18 protein-coding genes are annotated in these 15,716 nt (G+C 64.5%); 11 read left to right on the top strand and 7 right to left on the bottom strand.

Going from position 1 to position 15,716, the window contains the following annotated elements:
• Together CH256_RS26500 and CH256_RS26505 are read right to left on the bottom strand one after the other, a co-directional pair.
• On the bottom strand, positions 1 to 1,165 hold a 1,165-nt coding region (locus CH256_RS26500), incomplete at its 3' end, for an ABC1 kinase family protein (protein ID WP_094671378.1).
• Positions 1,165 to 2,253 carry a ferredoxin--NADP reductase gene (locus tag CH256_RS26505; protein WP_094671402.1) on the bottom strand — a complete coding sequence of 363 codons (1,089 nt, stop codon included), beginning with the start codon at positions 2,251 to 2,253 and terminating at the stop codon, positions 1,165 to 1,167. The genes CH256_RS26505 and CH256_RS26500, both read right to left, overlap by 1 nt.
• Before the next feature lie 112 nt (positions 2,254 to 2,365).
• Here CH256_RS26505 and CH256_RS26510 point away from each other — a divergent pair, with 112 nt between their 5' ends.
• From CH256_RS26510 to CH256_RS26540, 7 genes are all read left to right on the top strand, one after another.
• Positions 2,366 to 3,373, top strand: a complete 1,008-nt coding sequence (locus tag CH256_RS26510) for an alpha/beta hydrolase (RefSeq protein WP_306438728.1) — start codon at positions 2,366 to 2,368, stop codon at positions 3,371 to 3,373.
• Positions 3,370 to 4,248, top strand: coding sequence for an SDR family NAD(P)-dependent oxidoreductase (locus tag CH256_RS26515; RefSeq protein ID WP_094640790.1), 879 nt, complete (start codon positions 3,370 to 3,372; stop codon positions 4,246 to 4,248). Before CH256_RS26510 ends, CH256_RS26515 begins: the two co-directional genes overlap by 4 nt.
• 1 nt (position 4,249) lies before the next feature.
• Entirely contained in the window at positions 4,250 to 5,170 is a 921-nt protein-coding gene (locus CH256_RS26520) for a reductase (protein WP_094640791.1), read from the top strand.
• On the top strand, positions 5,167 to 6,702 hold the full coding sequence (locus tag CH256_RS26525) for a flavin-containing monooxygenase (RefSeq protein ID WP_094671380.1): 1,536 nt from the start codon (positions 5,167 to 5,169) through the stop codon (positions 6,700 to 6,702). Before CH256_RS26520 ends, CH256_RS26525 begins: the two co-directional genes overlap by 4 nt.
• 80 nt (positions 6,703 to 6,782) lie before the next feature.
• Positions 6,783 to 7,517, top strand: a complete 735-nt coding sequence (locus tag CH256_RS26530) for a MerR family transcriptional regulator (RefSeq protein ID WP_256980747.1) — start codon at positions 6,783 to 6,785, stop codon at positions 7,515 to 7,517.
• A 79-nt stretch (positions 7,518 to 7,596) separates the two neighbouring features.
• Positions 7,597 to 7,803 carry a hypothetical protein gene (locus tag CH256_RS26535; RefSeq protein ID WP_094640793.1) on the top strand — a complete coding sequence of 69 codons (207 nt, stop codon included), beginning with the start codon at positions 7,597 to 7,599 and terminating at the stop codon, positions 7,801 to 7,803.
• A 50-nt stretch (positions 7,804 to 7,853) separates the two neighbouring features.
• Positions 7,854 to 8,429, top strand: coding sequence for a YdcF family protein (locus tag CH256_RS26540; protein ID WP_094671384.1), 576 nt, complete (start codon positions 7,854 to 7,856; stop codon positions 8,427 to 8,429).
• Between the two features lie 10 nt (positions 8,430 to 8,439).
• On the opposite strand, the gene CH256_RS26545 is transcribed toward CH256_RS26540, so the two are convergent.
• Both CH256_RS26545 and CH256_RS26550 read right to left on the bottom strand, forming a co-directional pair.
• Positions 8,440 to 8,805 carry a CrcB family protein gene (locus CH256_RS26545; protein ID WP_068055485.1) on the bottom strand — a complete coding sequence of 122 codons (366 nt, stop codon included), beginning with the start codon at positions 8,803 to 8,805 and terminating at the stop codon, positions 8,440 to 8,442.
• On the bottom strand, positions 8,802 to 9,206 hold the full coding sequence (locus CH256_RS26550) for a fluoride efflux transporter FluC (RefSeq protein WP_094640795.1): 405 nt from the start codon (positions 9,204 to 9,206) through the stop codon (positions 8,802 to 8,804). Before CH256_RS26550 ends, CH256_RS26545 begins: the two co-directional genes overlap by 4 nt.
• Before the next feature lie 125 nt (positions 9,207 to 9,331).
• Here CH256_RS26550 and CH256_RS26555 point away from each other — a divergent pair, with 125 nt between their 5' ends.
• The 3 genes from CH256_RS26555 to CH256_RS26565 are packed head-to-tail and all read left to right on the top strand — an operon-like array spanning position 9,332 to position 11,965.
• Entirely contained in the window at positions 9,332 to 9,667 is a 336-nt protein-coding gene (locus CH256_RS26555) for an STAS domain-containing protein (protein ID WP_373454883.1), read from the top strand.
• A gap of 21 nt (positions 9,668 to 9,688) precedes the next feature.
• On the top strand, positions 9,689 to 10,144 hold the full coding sequence (locus CH256_RS26560) for an ATP-binding protein (RefSeq protein WP_068055479.1): 456 nt from the start codon (positions 9,689 to 9,691) through the stop codon (positions 10,142 to 10,144).
• Positions 10,145 to 10,174: 30 nt separating this feature from the next.
• Positions 10,175 to 11,965, top strand: a complete 1,791-nt coding sequence (locus CH256_RS26565) for an ABC transporter ATP-binding protein (RefSeq protein WP_068055477.1) — start codon at positions 10,175 to 10,177, stop codon at positions 11,963 to 11,965.
• 14 nt (positions 11,966 to 11,979) lie between these two features.
• Here CH256_RS26565 and CH256_RS26570 read toward each other — a convergent pair whose 3' ends face one another.
• Positions 11,980 to 12,366, bottom strand: a complete 387-nt coding sequence (locus CH256_RS26570) for a hypothetical protein (RefSeq protein WP_094640797.1) — start codon at positions 12,364 to 12,366, stop codon at positions 11,980 to 11,982.
• A 90-nt stretch (positions 12,367 to 12,456) separates the two neighbouring features.
• Positions 12,457 to 12,966, bottom strand: a complete 510-nt coding sequence (locus tag CH256_RS26575; RefSeq protein ID WP_082898757.1) for an arsenate reductase/protein-tyrosine-phosphatase family protein — start codon at positions 12,964 to 12,966, stop codon at positions 12,457 to 12,459.
• Between the two features lie 142 nt (positions 12,967 to 13,108).
• Between CH256_RS26575 and CH256_RS26580 the strand changes: the two genes are divergently transcribed.
• Entirely contained in the window at positions 13,109 to 14,467 is a 1,359-nt protein-coding gene (locus CH256_RS26580; protein WP_094671386.1) for an Hsp70 family protein, read from the top strand.
• Between the two features lie 22 nt (positions 14,468 to 14,489).
• On the opposite strand, the gene CH256_RS26585 is transcribed toward CH256_RS26580, so the two are convergent.
• Entirely contained in the window at positions 14,490 to 15,428 is a 939-nt protein-coding gene (locus CH256_RS26585; RefSeq protein ID WP_094640799.1) for an endonuclease/exonuclease/phosphatase family protein, read from the bottom strand.
• Positions 15,429 to 15,716 lie beyond the last annotated feature (288 nt).

Below are 15,716 nucleotides of genomic sequence, written 5' to 3' on the forward strand. Positions count from 1 at the left end.
TACCCAGAATCGGCTCGAACAACTTCCTCAGCTGCAGACCGATCAGCTTGTCGCCCAGAGTTGTTCCCTCGGTGATGCCGAGCATGCGGATGCGTCGCGCAGCTTCGGTGTAGTTGCCGTCGAACAGGGAGGCACGGAACATCTCGCGAAGTACCTCGCGCCACTGCTCGGGTAGTTCCCCGACGATTCCGAAGTCCAGGAATCCCACCCGTCCGTCGTCCAGTGCCCACAGATTGCCGGCATGTACATCACCGTGGAAGGGGCCGTGCAGCACAACGGCTTCCAGCCAGACCTTGACGCCGCGACGCAACTGCAGCTCGGAATCGAGCCCGGCGAGATCGCCCGGCGTGATACGGCCCACCGGGGTTCCTCGAACTCGTTCCATGCAGATCACCCGGGGTCCGCAATGGCTCCAGTAGATGTCCGGAACCATCACGTGAGAATTGTCCCCGAAGACATACAGGTTGGCGCGAAAGCGTTGCTGACGCAATGCTTCTGCTGCACTGTCGAGTTCCTCGGCCGTCAACTCGTCGAGGTCACGGACAACGGCCGTCGCGTTGGCGATGCGGAAGACCTCGAAGAACCTCTCCAGCAACGACGCACCGGTGAAGGCCACCCGTAGATCGACTCGCATGCGACGACGGATTTCGGGCCGCTGTACTTTGACGACCGCCTCGCGCCCGTCGGGTAGCACGCAGGCGTGGACCTGCGCCACGGATGCTGCCGAGAGCGGCACGTCGTCGAACGAGGTGAACAGTTCCGCGATACTGCCACCCAGGTCGCGTTCGATGACACGGCGAGCCTTGTGGGCCGGGACGGGTGGCACACCGTCGAGCAAGCGCAGACACGCATCGGCAAGAACCGGAGGGAACACACCGGGCGACGACGCCATGAGTTGTCCCAGTTTGACGAACGTCGGCCCCAGCGCCTCGAATCCTTTGACCACACCTTCGGCTAGGGAGACCGTGAAGCGACGGCGTTTGGCGAGCCAGGACACCGGCCAGCGAACGACGGCGATCGCTGCGGCAGCCAGGAGTACCACGGTGATCCACGCGGCCCGGCCCAACTCTTCGAGACCGAAATGTGTGAGGTCGGGATACGCGATGTCGAGGGCCTCGGTAGGCGCTCCGTCGGAGTCGGTGTCACGGCCCATCGCGTCGGGCATCAGCGGTCGAACACCGCACGGATCGCCTGGGATTCGGGCACGGACTGGCATGCCAATCGAACCCCGTGTTCGAGCTCGTGCTCGTCGAGTGTCTCGTTGGCGAGCATGGTCACAGTGCCCTCGGTGAGTGTGTACGCGCAGCCGCCGCACGTCCCTTCGCGGCACACGTACGGCGGATCGAGACCGAGCTCGAGGAGCCGGTCGAGAAGCTTGGTGCCGGAATTCCAGGCGAATTCGGTCTCGATACCGTCGATCTCGGCCCGAGCGGTGACGGAGTTCGCATCCGATTCGTGGGCAGTTGCGGTCCTGTCGTCCCGAAAAGGGTTGGAGTCGAAGGAGGAGAACACCTCTCGATGCGTTCTGCGTGCGACCGTGCCGGTGCGGGCGAGCCACTCCTCGGCGACGTTCATGTACTGCGGCGGACCGCACAGGAACGCCTCGCACTCCGGCGGAACGGCCGCATTCATCGTGGCCAGCCCTGCAGCAGTGGGCAATCCCGAGTCCGACGTGTACCAGTGATGTACGTCGAGTCGATCAGGAAAACGAGACCGAAGTTCGGTCAGTTGCTCCGCGAAGATCACCGAGCCGCGGTTCTGGTTGGCATAGACGAGGGTGATGCGGTTCTCGTGCCGCAACAGTGCGGTTTTGATGATCGACATCATCGGCGTGATGCCGCTACCGGCGGCCAGAAGTACGAAATCGACGTCCCAGTTCTCCGGTCCGAACATGCCCGACGGCTTCAGCGCCTTCAGTCGCATCCCTCGAACTGCGTTGTCGTGCAACCAGTGTGACGCGAGCCCGTCCTGGATTCGTTTGACCGTCACGGTGGGGAACGGGTCGCGTACCGGGGAGCTCGAGAAGGAATAGCAGCGGGCCACCGAACCGCCTTCGGTGCAGGGGATCTCCAGGGTGAGGAACTGTCCCGGCGCGTACCGAAAGTGTGTCTCCGCATGCTCGGGGACCGCGAATCCGAGCGAGACGGCGTCCTCGGTCTCGTAGGTCACCTCGGTGATTTCCAGCTCGAAGATTCCCGCCTCGGGACCGCTGGTCGACGTACCGAGGTCTGCCGGTGGTGCGCTCCTGAACATCGTCACTTGTTCCCTCTTTCGGGCTCGTTGCGTGTCTGTCGTCACTGTCGCACACTTCGCCACCAATTAATAGGCCATTGACAAATGGCGAATAGCGGGTGAAGGTGACGAGGTGACTTCGACCACGAACAACGACTACCTCCCGCGCGGCGCCTTCGGTGCCGGGTCTCGGCGAACGCGACTGGCAGCGTTGATGGCTCGGCTGACGCTGCGCCCGATGACGAACCTGCTTCCGACGTCCCGCAGCGGCATCGAGTTCTCCCGACGCCTCGTCGCTACGTCGATGAATCTCTTCGGTCCGGTGCCGAAGGGGACGAGAGTGGACATCGTGGGCGACGGCCCGGTGCGCGGCGAATGGGTGCGAGCACGCGGCCTGACCCCTGGACCCCGCGTGATTCTCTACATCCACGGCAGCGCGTACGTCATCTGTTCGGCACGGACGCATCGTGGTCTGACCGCGCGGTTGTCCTCCGCGACCGGCCTGCCGGTGTTCACGGTGGACTATCGGCTGGCCCCGGAACACCCGTTTCCCGCTGCCGCCGACGACCTCGAATCCGCGTACCGCTGGTTACTCGGCCAGGGGTACGACGCGGCGAACATCGTCATCGCCGGAGACTCGGCCGGCGGCCACCTCGCTGCCGACCTGCTCATCGAGAACGACCGGACCGGGACGCCGCAGCCGGGGGCGATGGTGTTGTTCTCGCCGCTGATCGATCTCGACTTCGAGCTGTCGGCCCGGATGGAGCGCACGCGCAAGGACCCGATGATCTCGGCGAAGGCGGCGCGAGGACTGGTGGCCCTCTACACCGAGGGCCACGACGCCGATCTGCCGCGATTGCGGCTCGACCTCGCGCTCGCACGCGACCTGCCACCCACCCTGATCCAAGTCGGCGGGGTCGAAATGCTGCGCGGCGACGCTCGACACCTGCACTCCATGATCGACGCGGCAGGCGGACGAAGTGAACTCGAGATCTGGCCCGACCAGATGCACGTGTTCCAGGCTCTCCCGCGGCTGATCCCCGAGGCCGCTCACGCGCTCGAGCGTGCAGCCGAATTCATCACCCATGCACTCGATAACTCAGTTGTGCAACAAGATTCGAAGGAGCAGGTAAGTCGATGAGAAGCAAGAACGGAAAACCGTCGTACGGGTCAAGAGCGGTCGTGACCGGCGCGGGCAGTGGCATCGGCCGGGCCTTCGCACTCGAACTGGCTCGTCGCGGCGGAGCAGTCATGTGTGCCGATATCTCGTTGCCGCGCGCGCAGGAGACGGTAGCGATGGTGAACGCCCTCGGTGCCACCGGATACGCCGTCGAATGCGATGTGTCGATCCGCGAGAACGTCGAGGAGTTGGCGCTACGTGCCGGCATCGAATTCGACGGACCGACGACGGTGCTGATCAACAACGCCGGCGTCGGGATCGGTGGAAAGCCCGTCGGCAACATCGGTTTCGAGGACTGGAACTGGGCCTTGGGGATCAACCTCTGGGGAGTGATCCACGGCTGCGAGGTGTTCACCCCTGCGCTGCGGGCCGCCGGCGAGGGCGGAATCATCAACGTCGCCTCCGCCGCAGGCTTTGCCGCCGCGCCTCTGATGGGTCCGTACAACGTCGGCAAGGCGGCAGTGATGTCGCTGTCGGAGACGATGGCGGCGGAACTGTCGGGTACCGGTGTGCGCATCTCGGTTCTGTGCCCCACGTTCGTCAAGACCAACGTGGCCGTGGACGGCCGGATCACCGCCAGTTCATCGCGGCTGGCCGAGATGGCGATGCGCTGGACCGGACGCTCACCGGACAAGATCGCTGCCCGAACACTCGATGCTTTCGACAAGGGTCGGCTCTATGTCGTTCCCCAGTTCGACGCCAAGGCCGTATGGCGATTCAAGAGACTGCTGCCCGCGGTGTACGTGCGTTTTCTCGGGTTGCTCAATCGGGTCATGCCCGCCGACCAGGACGCAGCGAAGAACGAATCCCTCACTACTACAACCACAGGAGCCTGACATGGCAATGGACTTCGATGACATGTTGACCAAGATCAAGGACCGTCAGTGGGCGTTGGCGGACATCGATTGGGACGGCCCGGGAGCCGAGACCATCAGCCCCGAACTGCACGCCAAACTCAAGCCCTTCATGTCCGATCTGATGTGGATCGAGAACGTGGGCGCTCGCGGCTTCGCCGCCATGGCGCTCAAGGCGCCGAACGAGACGCTGGCGGAGATCTACCGCTACTTTCACGCCGAGGAGCAGAAGCACGCCAACGCCGAACTTGCTCTCATGCGGCGGTGGGGCATGCTCGACGGCGACGAGATGCCCGAGCCCAACATCAACGTCAAGCTCGTCATCGACTGGCTGGACAAGCACTCGGACGGGCTGTCACTGGCCGTACTAGGCACCGTCATTCCGATGCTCGAGGTCGCATTGGACGGTGCGTTGGTCAAATTCATCATGGACGAGATCGACGACCCGGTGTGTCAGGCGGTGTTCAAGAAGATCAACTCCGACGAATCACGGCACCTTGCAGTCGATTTCGCCGTGATCGAGCTGCTCGGGCATTCGCGGATGCGCAAGATTCTGGTCGACACCGTCGGCGCGTGGATGAACCCGGCCCTCATCGTCGGCACGCTGCGGTACATCCCGCTGCTGAACAAGATGCGCGACAACATCGTCGAGATGGGTGTCGACGAGGAGCGCCTGTACACCGCGATGAAGCGATTCAAGAGTGTCGGTCAGCGCAATCCCGTTGCGCTGCGGGTGCCCATGTACCGCATCGTGCAATGGCACGGCAGCATCGTGATCAATCGCAAGCACCCGTACCACCTGCTGGCGGACGGCCTGGTGAAGCTCACGCGCCGGTACCCCACGAAGACTCTCAATTCCGAGCCGACCTGGGCCAAGGAACTGACCTACGAGCCCGTCGCATGAGCGAGTTCGATGTGCGCGACGGTGTACTCGATGCGGTGATCGTCGGCGCAGGGTTTGCCGGAATCGGTTCCGCTATCCGACTGCGCAACAAAGGTATCGACAACTTCGTCATCCTCGAACGCGGAAGCGCAGTCGGAGGAACCTGGCGAGACAACACTTATCCGGGTGCCGCCTGCGACATCCCGTCCAGGTTGTACTCGTACAGTTTTGCGCCCAACCCCAACTGGTCGCACACCTACTCCGGCAGCGGTGAGATTCTCGAGTACATCCACACGATGGTGGACGAGTTCGACATCGAGTCGCGTATTCGATTCGGGCACAATGTGGTCGACATCATCTGGAACGAGGCGGCCGGGCATTGGCACCTGAGCATCGACGGGCACCCCGATGTTCGAGCGCGCACGGTGGTGATGGCGTCGGGGCCGCTCGCCAATGCCAGCCTGCCGAATATCCGGGGCATCGACACCTACGAGGGACACAAGATCCACAGTGCTCGGTGGGATCACGACTACGACTTCGAGGGAAAGAAGGTCGCCGTGGTCGGAACCGGGGCGAGCGCGGTGCAGATCGTTCCGGAACTGGTGAAGATCGCCGACACGGTCAAGGTGTTCCAGCGCACGCCGGGCTGGACACTGCCCAGAATGAACCGAAAGACACAGGGCAGCACCAAGCGTCGATACGCTCGGTACCCGCAGGCTCAGACCATCGCGCGTTCGCTGTGGTTCTGGGGCCACGAGTCCGTCGCCCTCGGTGTCGTCTGGAAGACGCCGCTGACGCGCATCGTCGAACTGGTCGGTCGCGCCCATCTGCGGCGTCAGGTTCGCGATCCATGGCTGCGACGCCAGCTGACCCCGCGGTTCCGGGCCGGCTGCAAGAGGTTGTTGATGACCAGTGACTACTACCCGGCCTTGCCGAAGCCGAACTGCACGCTGGTGACGTGGCCGATAGCAACGCTCTCGCCCAAGGGAATTCGGACCGTGGAAGGCGTCGAGCATCAGTTCGACGCCATCGTGTTCGCCACCGGGTTCGATGTCTCCAACACCGGAACCCCTATCCCGATCACCGGGCGTGACGGCCGGGTACTGGCCGATGAGTGGAGCGCAGGGGCCAAGGCGTACAAGAGCATTGCCGTATCGGGCTACCCGAACATGTACTTCACCTTCGGCCCGAACTCCGGACCGGGGCACAGCTCGGCCCTGGTGTACATGGAGGCCCAGATCGACTACCTCGTCGAGGCCATCTCCCTGGTGCTCGACGGCAACCTGCACAGCGCCGATGTGCGCCAGGACGTTCAGGATGCCTACAACCGGGAGATGCAGCGCAAACTCGCCAAGACGACCTGGAATTCGGGTTGCAGCAGTTGGTATCTCACCGAGGACGGCTTCAACGCCACCATGTTCCCCGGTTTCGCCACCCAGTACGTCAACCAGCTCAGAGGCGTCGAGCAGGGCGATTTCACGATGACTCCGCGCCGTGTAGAACGGCAGCGAGAGCCGCTGCGGGTGCACGAGAGCGCGCTGCCGTTGCGATGACATTCGGCTTCGGGTCCGCCTTCCGCCGCGTGGTCGACGTATATCCTGTGGGTCGACGCGCGGCGGAGGTAGGGAGATCGGTGGAGTATCGAATCGACGACTTGGCCCGAGAGGCCAAGACGACCACTCGCAACGTGCGGGCGTACCAGGAACGCGGACTGCTTCCGCCGCCCACGCTCCGCGGTCGCGTCGGTATCTACGACGACGATCACCTGACTCGACTCAAGGTGATCGACTCGCTGCTGCAACGTGGGTTCACCTCGGCGCACATCGCGGATTTCCTCTCGGGCTGGGAGCAGGGCAAGGACCTGGAAGAAATCCTCGGCCTGCAGGAAATCGTGACCCGCAAGTGGTCGTCGACCGAGACCACGGTCATCCCCGTCGAACTGATTGCGCAATTTCTCGGTGAGGACAACGACGACATCGTTGCCCGACTCATCGAAGCGAAACTGATCAGAATCGACGGAGATCAGGCCGAGATACTCGATCCCACTCTCCTCGAGGTGTTCGTCGATCTGAGCCAGTACGGCTTCACCCTGGAGGAACTCCTCGACCAGCACGAGAGAACCGCATCGAAGATGAACGCCATCGCCGAATCGATGGTGGGGAGCGTGACCGACCATCTGGCCGCGAAACACGGTCCGGGGTGGCTCCCCAAGTCGGGGGAGGTGGCCGAGACCACCGAGATGTTCGAGAAGATGCGCAGCCTGGCGATGAAATCGGCACAGGCGGAGTTGGCGCGTGCCCTCGATCGCGTCCAGGAACAGGCACTGAGCGACTACCTGTCGCAGACACTGTCCAGGCGGAGCGAATGACTGCGGTTTGAACACTGCGACAATCGGACATACGTCACTCTCGACAGCCGAACGGCGGCTGACCGCCTTAGGGGGCACCATGAGATTCGTTACGTTGATCGTTCTGGTCTGGCTCATCATCGGTGCATTCGCGTCGTACCAACGTGGTTACTTCGAGAGCGCACCCGAGAACTGCGGCGGAGCGGGCACCATCGCCCTCACTGTCGTCGCAGGACCGCTCAACTACTTCGGCATCAACCCCGAGGTCACCGACTGCAACGTCACCGTGCCTCAGCCGAGTGAGTGATCCGAGTCTCTGACCGCGCGCCCGCGGTGCACCTTCCTTAACCTGGTGAGGTGTTCCGCGGACGTCTGTTGCTGTTTCTGGCCTTCGCGATCCCGGTTGTCCTGGTGTCTGCGATCGGTGTGGGCGGCTACGTCGCGTTCACGAAGGCTCGCGTCGATCCGATGACCACGGCCGACGCGATCGTCGTACTGGGCGGCGAACACGACGGCCGCGAGGCGTACGGCATCTCGCTCGCCGAGCAGGGTCTGGCGAAGACGGTGGTGCTCTCCGATCCCTACGGTTCCCGCGACCCGACCATGAAGAAGGACTGCGCGGCATCGACGACCGAGTTCGAGGTGCTGTGCATTCCGCCGACTCCGTCGACCACACGCGGAGAAGCGATGTTCACCGAGGAACTCGCCCGCGAGCGAGGGTGGAATCACGTCATCGTCGTCACGTGGCGCTACCACCTACCCCGCGCCCGGTACATCTTCGACCAGTGCTTCGACGGAACCGTCACGATGCGTCCGACGCCACGTGCCTACGACTTCTCCCTCGTCGAATGGGAGTTCACCTACCTCTACCAGATCGCGGGCTTCGTCAAGGCGGGCGTACAGGGACCGTGCGAGAACTCGGCGGACGACTGATGCGGGCGGGTCAGAAAATCTTGTGATAGAGCGTGATGCCGGACTTCCACGCCAGGAATCCGAACATCACGGCAGCGATTCCACCCACCACATTGGCAGCGAAAAATACTGTTGCGCTGCGGTACTCCTGGTTTCTGGTGAGCCGAAGCGTAGCCAGCGCCACCGTGGCCAACGGGGCCACCGACGCCAGAAATCCGATGCCCACCAGCGAACGAAACCGGTCCGGTGGATCGAGAGCGAACACCAACCCCAATGCCGCACACGCCAGCAGATTGAGCGCGGACAACCGTCGCCTGGACCTGATGGCGTACGAGAACACGAACTGCCCGAGCGCAGCCAGCCCACCCCCGACGGCCACCAGAATCATGGTCGTCATCGAATGCTGCTCGGCCTCGGCTTGGTGATCGCCGCGCCGAGTGCCATGGCGATCAACGCGATGATCGGCGTTCCCACCAGATACACCACCGAATTCCATGCACCGCGATGCGTCACCGCTTGGAACGCGTACAGGCTGAAGGTGGTGAACCCGCACGCCAGCCCGAACAGGGCGGCGCGGGCAACCGGGGCGGGCCGTCCCCACAGGTAGCCCAGGCCAGCGCCGACGACTAGGCACCCGAACACGTTGACGCCGAACGTGCTCATCAACAGCCACCTCGGCGATCCTCGCCACGTCCAGACCTCGTATCGCAACGCCGCACCGACCCCGCCACCGACGGTGACCGCAAGGTACTCACCGAACGATCGACGACGGTCCGCTCCCTGCAGTGCCTCGATCATCGAAGCGAGCCTAGTGGGAGTCGGGCCACTCGGCCGAGTGGAAGAAGGTCTGCCAGGGTGGGCCGGGGTAAAGTCGGCGTGTGACTGCGGACGACACGGGCCTCGGGCCCCAGCACTTCGATGTGATCGTGGAATGGCGTGACCGGGACGTGGTTCTGGCGGTGTCCGGTGAACTGGATCTGGTGACTGCTCCCGATCTGTCCGAGTCGGTAGCTATCGTGCTCGAGAAATCGCCGACGGCTGTGGTGATCGATCTCAGTGATGTGGGATTTCTCGCGTCCGCCGGCATGTCCCTGTTGGCGTCGACGCATCAGCAACTCGGTGGTAACGCCGGGTTTGCCGTGGTCGCGGATGGTCCGGCCACCGGTCGTCCCCTCACTCTCGTCGGTCTGGACGAGGTGTTCGGAATCTATGCAACGGTCGACGAAGCATTCGTTGCACTTCACGCGGGTAGATCCTGAACTTTTGGGTAGACGGGATTCATGATGGCGACTCTCTCCGGAGGTGACGACTCACGTACCGACAGTTCCATCTCGACGGCAGGTGCGCGAATGGAAGAACTGCTGTTCACCGGCGAACCTGCCGACGCCGATCGAGCGTCGGAGCTTCGTCGTGAGCTCGGTGACTGGTTGGGCAATGTGGGCGTCGACCCCGATCGTGCGTACGACGTGGTGCTCGCCACGTACGAGGCAATAGCGAACAGCGTCGAGCACGCATACCGAGACCACACCGACCGCGGAACACTCGACATTCGAGTCTCGTGTGCCGCGGAGGGGCGAATAGAAGTGAAAGTGACCGATCGCGGAGACTGGGCATCGCACAACTCCGATCCCAACCGCGGGCGGGGTGTGCCGCTCATGCGGGCGTTGGCCGACAGCGCCGCCGTCACCTCGGACCAGAACGGTACGACCGTGCACATGATCTGGGACGCGACCTAGCCCGACCGCCCCATCCGGCACACTGGTGCCATGGTCGACGTGCAGATCGCTACCGCAGAGAAGAAGAAGATAACGGTCCCGAATCTGCGCGTGCTGTGGCAGTTCGTCCGCCCGCACCGTCGCACCCTGTCTCTCGGCCTGACCCTCGGCCTCGTCGGCACCGGAGCGGCACTGGCGACGCCGATGGTAGCCAAAGGAGTGCTCGACGGCCTCGGCACCGACGCCTCCCTGATCCAGCCGGTGCTGATTCTGGTGGCTCTTCTCGTGGTGGGTTCGCTGGTGCTGTATCTGCAGTGGATCGTGCTGGGGGTCCTCGCCGAACGCGTGGTCCTCGACGCCCGCAAATCCATTGTGCGCAAGTACTTCGGTGCCACGGTGGGAAGTCTGGGCACTCGGCCCACCGGAGAGCTCGTCACCCGGGTCACCTCCGATACCGTTCTGCTGCGCGAGGCCACCTCGAATGCGTTGGTGGCCATAGTCAACAGTGTGGTCGGCCTCGTGGGCGCACTGATTCTCATGGCTGTGCTGGATTTGGTGCTGCTCGGCGCGATCGCCTCGGCCATCATTGCGATCGCAGTGTTGTTCGCTCGCCTGATGCCTCCTATCGCCGTCGCACAGCGGCAGTCCCAGGAAGCGGTGGGCCGCCTCGGTGGAATTCTCGACGGCACTCTGCGGGCGATTCGTACCGTCAAGTCCAGCAGGGCCGAGGCCCGCGAATCGGAGCGGGTCATCTCCGAGGCGCGAATCTCCGCCCAGCACAGCGTCAGAGCGGTCAAGATTTCCGCGTTGGCCTGGACATTCGCCGGGGGCGGAGTGCAGTTGGCGATCATCGGAATCCTCGGTCTCGGCGGCTATCGCGTCAGTACCGGGGCATTGGCCGTGTCCAGCCTGATCGCATTTCTGCTCTACGCATTCCAGGTGATGGGCCCGGTGTCCACCCTGGCGACGAATATCACCGCATTGCAGGCCGGAATGGCCGCGGCCGCCCGTATCCGCCAGATCGACGACTTGGTCACCGAAAAGGGTGAGACGGGTCCCGCGAGGTCGGCGAGGACCGAAACGCCCGCTCCGGCTCTCGAATTCCGCAGCGTCACAGCCCGATACGCACCGGGTAGGGAGCCGGCCGTGCGCGGTATGGACCTCGCGGTGCCTGCGCGTGGACACACCGCGATCGTCGGACCGTCGGGAGCAGGCAAGACCAGCGTCTTCTCGTTGATCCTGCGCTTCCTGACCCCTGAGTCCGGCGAGATCAGGCTCGGCGGAACCCCGTACGACGAGCTGACCATCGACGAAGTGCGAGCGCGGTTGTCCTACGTGGAGCAGGAGACGCCGGTGCTTCCCGGCTCGATCCGCGAGAACCTCCTGTTCAGCCATCCCGAGGCCAGCGAAGCCGACATCTGGGCGGCGCTCGAGTCGGTGCACCTGGACTCGGCGATCCGCGCGCTGGACGAAGGGTTGGACACCGACCTGATCGGATCGACCGTCTCCGGTGGGCAGCGTCAACGAATTGCGTTGGCCAGAGCCATCGTTCGTCGTCCGGAAATCCTTCTGCTCGACGAGGCCACAGCGCAGGTCGACGGCCGCACCGAGGCGGCAATCCACGAGGTGATCCGATCGATCGCGGCCGACTCCGCCGTCGTGACCATCGCGCACAGGTTGTCCACCGTGCTCGACGCCGACACGATCCTGGTGATGGAGGACGGAGTGGTCCGCGCCAGGGGCACGCACTCCGAGCTCATGAACACCGACTCGCTCTACCGAGAACTGGTGGCCGCGTTGCGAATCGGCGACAACGCAGCGCTGACGAAGCCGAGCCGATAACCCCGGCCGGTACCCTAGCGCCCGGAGTCGGATTCGGATTCGGTGGTGCTGCTCTCGTCGTCGGAATCGTCCGAATTTTCCGCGGAGGTGGTGGTCGTTCGATCCGAGGACGGGGTTCGGCGCGGGCTTCGCGTCGTGGTCTCGGACCGATCCGGAGTGGTCGTCGTGGGACGAGCAGTGGTGGGTACCGCGACCTGCCAGGTGGGCGAGGGCGGCACGATGACGATCGTCGACGTCGGTGTCGTCTCGACCGAACTCAGACTGTCCGACTTCAGAGCGGGCGGACGAACGGTCTGGCTCGTGTCGTCGAACGCGCCACCGAGAGCACCGATGGTCAAGCCGACTGCGACTGCCACTCCGGCGCTCGCCACTGCTGCCGACGCGATGACCTTGTCGCGCATGCACAGACCCTAACGCCGTGGCCGGACCCGGATGGTCGGCAATGATGCGAGAACGTTACCTCAGCGAGCGGGGCGGTGAGAGATGGACGTTCACTGCGTCGACAACCGCAGAACATGGGGCAGCGCCTCCGCGATGGACTCCCCGGCCTGTTCGTACACCGAGTGATCACGCCGGTACGGATCGCCGATGTCGAGTGTGTCGACACGGTGCACCGCCCGTGCGTCGGCCAGGGTCGCGATGGACTGCGCGCCCGATGCGGCGACGAGGCCCGACGCCTCCAGCAGAGTGAAGGTGCGACGCATCTGCCGCGGTGCGAGAGCCAGGACGGCGTCGCGATGTGCCGCCGTCATCGTCAGCACGAGATCGGCGTCGGACGCGATCGCGGGCGTGAGGCGTCGGGCAACGAAACCGTCCGGATCGCCGCCGAGCTGAGTCAGCACCGTCGCCGCCGTCGGATCCATGGCGTGCCCGGTCAAGCCCTGCGTTCCGGCGCTGCTCGCGGTGAGCTCGAAGCCACCTTCTCGTGCGAATGCAGCCGCAAGGCGCTCGGCTGTGGGCGATCGACAGATGTTCCCGGTACAGACGAACAGAACGCGCATGCCCGCAACTCTAGTGCTGTGCTCGGGTGCCGCACTGAGCACCGAGGGACGCGCTACAGTGTGCCATTGGCGGGGGATCGAGACTGGTTCGTGACATCCAGTCTCGGCGTGTGTTCACGGGGAAGTCGACCGAAGGCGGGTAATGACCGAAGTTCTCGGTGTGTCGGTGGGGGCCAGTGCTGTGCGCATGGCTCGTCCCGACGCGCGCCCTCAGGATTCGGGTCGCCTCGATTTCCATCACGACACCGTCGACGCCTACTGGGACCGCGCGGAGGAATTGGCCGCCGAGTCGATCGGAGTCGTGCTCTCGCAGGCGGGCGACGGTGGACCGGTGCAAGCGACAGGTGTCGCGTATCGGGACCAGCAACAGTTCGGCGAGATCCAGCAGGCCATGGCGAGCCAGCGGCTCTACAACTACCGACTGGTTCCCGAGGCACGAGCAGCGTTGCAGTATCTGGAGGCCTCGGGCGAGCTGGGCCACTTCGGCACCATCGCCCTCTACGATCTGGGCAGTTCCGGATTGACGATCAGCGTGATCGACCGCGGTACCGGTCAGGTTCTGCTCGCCGAACGCACCATCGACATCAGCGGCGACGACTTCGATCGGCTCATCTCGGACAATCAGCTCGCCAAGCAGGGCGTCGACATTGCCGACAACCAGGAACTGAGCGAGTTCACCGCGCGGTGCCGGGTGGCCAAGGAGCAGCTGTCGACCAGTGGCGCGGTGTGCCTGCCCGGTGACGGCGGCGTCATTCTGATCTCGCGCGAGTCGTTCGAGTCTCTGGTGACCGTCCCGATCGAGTACTCGGCGCGGCTGGTGCGTGACGTGATCGGTCGTTCACCCAAGCACGTCGACGCTCTCTTCCTCATCGGCGGCGGAGCGCGAATTCCTCTGGTGGAATCCATTCTCGGTGCGTGGATCGGCCTCCCCGTCGTAACCCCGGCGGACCCGGAGTCGGTGGCCGCACGCGGTGCAGCTCTGCTCGCGACCCCGGTGGCCGATGCGCCGCGTCGACCGAGCCCACAACCGGGCGTTCGGCAGTCTCCGTCCGATCCCGCGTTGTTGACCGGGGCTCCGGATTGGTTGAGCCCCGAGCCCACCGGAGACAAGCCCGCCGACTCCAAGCGCAAGGTGCGCGGCGCAGTGCTCGTCGCAGGGGGTCTCGTTGCCATCGCCGCACTCGGGTTGTCCCTCGGATACGGCGGCAGCTCGACGGAGCCGACGAGTTCACCGGTCGAGACCAGCGCACCCGTCACCGCAGTGCCCACGACGCCGAGGACCACCGCACCGCCCACCACCGTGCCACCGACGACCACTGTGCCGCCGACCACCGAGGCCGCTCAGGCCCCGGCTCGCACCTATTCCGAGCCGGAATACGTGCCGCCCGCCGCGCCCGCGCCTGCGCCCGCGCCGCCGCCACTGATTCCCGGCCTGCCGCAGATTCAGCTGCCGCAGATTCAGTTGCCACCTGCACCGGTCATCGAGTTGCCGCGGTTCTGACCGGCATCCGCGGCCGCCCGGATCAGGGCAGCTGCAACTGCGCGAGAACCGCCAGGTGATCGCTGTCCGGGATCGGCAACGGCTCGACCGACCGGGCGCGGACGTTCTCGCTCGTCACGACGTGATCCAAGCGCGCCAGTGGACGTTCCGACGGGAACGTGCGGAACAGGCCCGCACCGGCACCGGCTGCCGCGTCGGAGAACGGGGACGATGCCAACGTGCGAAACTGCCGGTGGTCGTTGGTGGCGTTGAAGTCGCCCGCGACGAGCACTGTGCCCTGGTAGGTCTCCATGATCGACCGCATCCTGGCCAGGTCGGCGGCCCACTCGGTGGTGTGGCGCGGTGTGGCAGGCGACATCGCGTGGAAGGAGACGACGGTCAGATCCTGTCCGTCGACGGTGGTTTTCGCCTGCACCGGTACGAATCCGAAGTTGTCGAGGCGGATGCCGTCGGTCAGCGGAGTGCGGCTCCACAACCCGGTGCCATCGGCCACCGGGAGCGCAGCGGTGAAGGCGAACGGCAGAAGGTCGTCGATGCCCGCGGCCTGCAGGTCGTCCACTTCCTCCGGGGTCAATTCCTGGACCGCGAGAATGTCGACGTCGTTGCTCCGCACCGCGTCGACGATGGACGCGGCGTCGGCATCGCCGTGCGCGACGTTGACCGTCAGGACCGACAGTTGCGGGCCGGTGTTGTCCGGTCCGTCGGCGAGGAACATCGGCACCTGAACGCCGACGACGGCAACGGTGATCAGTACTGCGACGGCCGATCCGATGCGGGAGCGCGCTGCGGCGAACAGGATCACGGCGACGATCGCGGCGACGCCGAGATACGGAGCCCCCACGACGAGCGCAACAAAAGTGATCTCGGTCACACCGACTTGGCGAACGAGGAACATTCCGGCGACGCCTGCGAGCAGAGCCCAGCCGATGACCAGCGCTGCGTTGGATGCGAAACGGCGCATCACGCTCGTGCCTCCTCTTGCCTGCCCGAGTTGGGCATGGATGTGTCAGGTGTTGTCTACACTCGGCATGTGCCCAGCTCAGAGCCATTGTGCAAGTGTCATCACGAACAAGCTGCGCACCGGCATTACCGGCGCGGAACCGACTGCTCGCTCTGCGATTGTCCGCGTTACCGGACTCGGGTATCGCTGCTGTCGAGATGGTGGCCCTGGAAATAGATTGCCCGGGCAAAAACAATCTTACCGTTCGATCGAATGCGAAGAACAAACCGATTCGTTAGGATTAGTGGC

This window comes from Rhodococcus sp. 05-2254-6, from assembly GCF_002258565.1.
GTDB lineage: Bacteria > Actinomycetota > Actinomycetes > Mycobacteriales > Mycobacteriaceae > Rhodococcoides.